Here is a 1,472-nt window from a genome sequence, read left to right as displayed (position 1 = left end):
CGTTGAACAAGGCGCGAACCCGTCCAAATTCCTGGCCAACCACCACGATGTCACCTTTTCTCAAAGTACCACGCTGCACCAGTACGGTCACAACGGTACCGCGACCTTTATCCAGTCGCGATTCAACCACTGTACCGTGGGCAGGCCCTTTAACCGGTGCAGTTAACTCCATCACTTCAGCTTGCAGTGAGATTGCATCCAGTAAATCATCAACGCCCATACCCGTTAAGGCTGAAACAGGCACAAACTGTACATCACCGCCCCAGTCTTCGGGAACAACTTCGTGGTTGGTTAATTCTTGCTTAACCCGATCTGGAGTGGCATCAGGCTTATCCATTTTGTTAACAGCAACAATCAGCGTTGAACCGGCTGCTTTGGCATGTTGTACAGCTTCAATGGTTTGCGGCATCACACCATCATCTGCGGCTACTACCAGAACCACAATATCAGTGACTTTGGCACCGCGTGAACGCATTTCAGTGAAAGCCGCATGGCCGGGCGTATCGAGAAAAGTGACTTCACCACGACTAGTTTCAACCTTATATGCACCGATATGCTGAGTGATACCACCCGCTTCACCAGATGTCACCTTAGTACGACGGATATAATCCAGCAGTGAGGTTTTACCATGGTCAACATGACCCATTACAGTTACAACAGGTGCGCGAGGAAGTGCTTCACCCGTTACTTCAATCGAGGCTTCAAGAGCCTGTTCAACTTCGTTTTCCTGGACTGGTTTGGCTACGTGGCCCATTTCCTCTACCAGAATAACGGCAGTATCCTGGTCCAGAACCTGATTGATAGTGGCCATTGTGCCCATACCCATCAAGGCTTTGATAACCTCGGCCGCTTTAACTGACATGCGCTGGGCCAGATCAGATACTGAAATGGTATCCGGCACACTGACTTCACGGACAACCGGTGCGGTTGGACGGGAAAAGCCATGTTCCGTAGACGTTTCGACTGTAGTCGTTTTTTGTGAAACACCTTTTTTCTTTTTACGGCGTCCCTTACCTTCACTGACATGAAGTTCTTTACGCTCAAATTCATCATCACGCTGAAAACGACCACGACGTGCTGGTTTGTCTTTACTTGCAACGTGTTTAGCGTCAGCCTCTTTACGATCGGGTTTCTGTTCTTTGGCTTGGGCTTCAGCTGCCGCCAGGCGAGCTTCTTCTTTCGCTTTTTCTAACGCTTCTTCTTCCTCACGGGCTTTTTTACGAGCTTCCAGGGCTTTTTCAGCATCAATTCTCGCGAGGTTAGCTGCACGACGTTTCGCATCGGCCTCTTCAAGTTTTTTATGGGCTAATTGAGACGCGGTTAATTCGGGTTTTGCAGGCGCCTTTTTAACCGTTTGCGATTGCTTTTGCTCTTTAACTTTAGCTTCTTCTGCTAATGCCTTTTGCTCTTCTTCAGCCGCTAAACGAGCTTCTTCAACAGCCAGTCTTTCAGCTTCAATTGCTGCGGCTACC

At 49.0% G+C, this 1,472-nt stretch carries 1 pseudogene; it reads right to left on the bottom strand.

Annotation, left to right across the window (positions count from 1 at the left end):
• Positions 1-1,472 (bottom strand): annotated as a pseudogene (gene infB, locus B3O33_RS10295) (translation initiation factor IF-2); the annotation flags it as partial.

This window comes from Methylophaga sp. UBA1464, from assembly GCF_002325665.1.
Taxonomy (GTDB): Bacteria; Pseudomonadota; Gammaproteobacteria; order Nitrosococcales; family Methylophagaceae; genus Methylophaga.
Note: the sequence above shows the minus strand (reverse complement) of the source record. Positions and strands in the feature narration are given on the sequence as shown.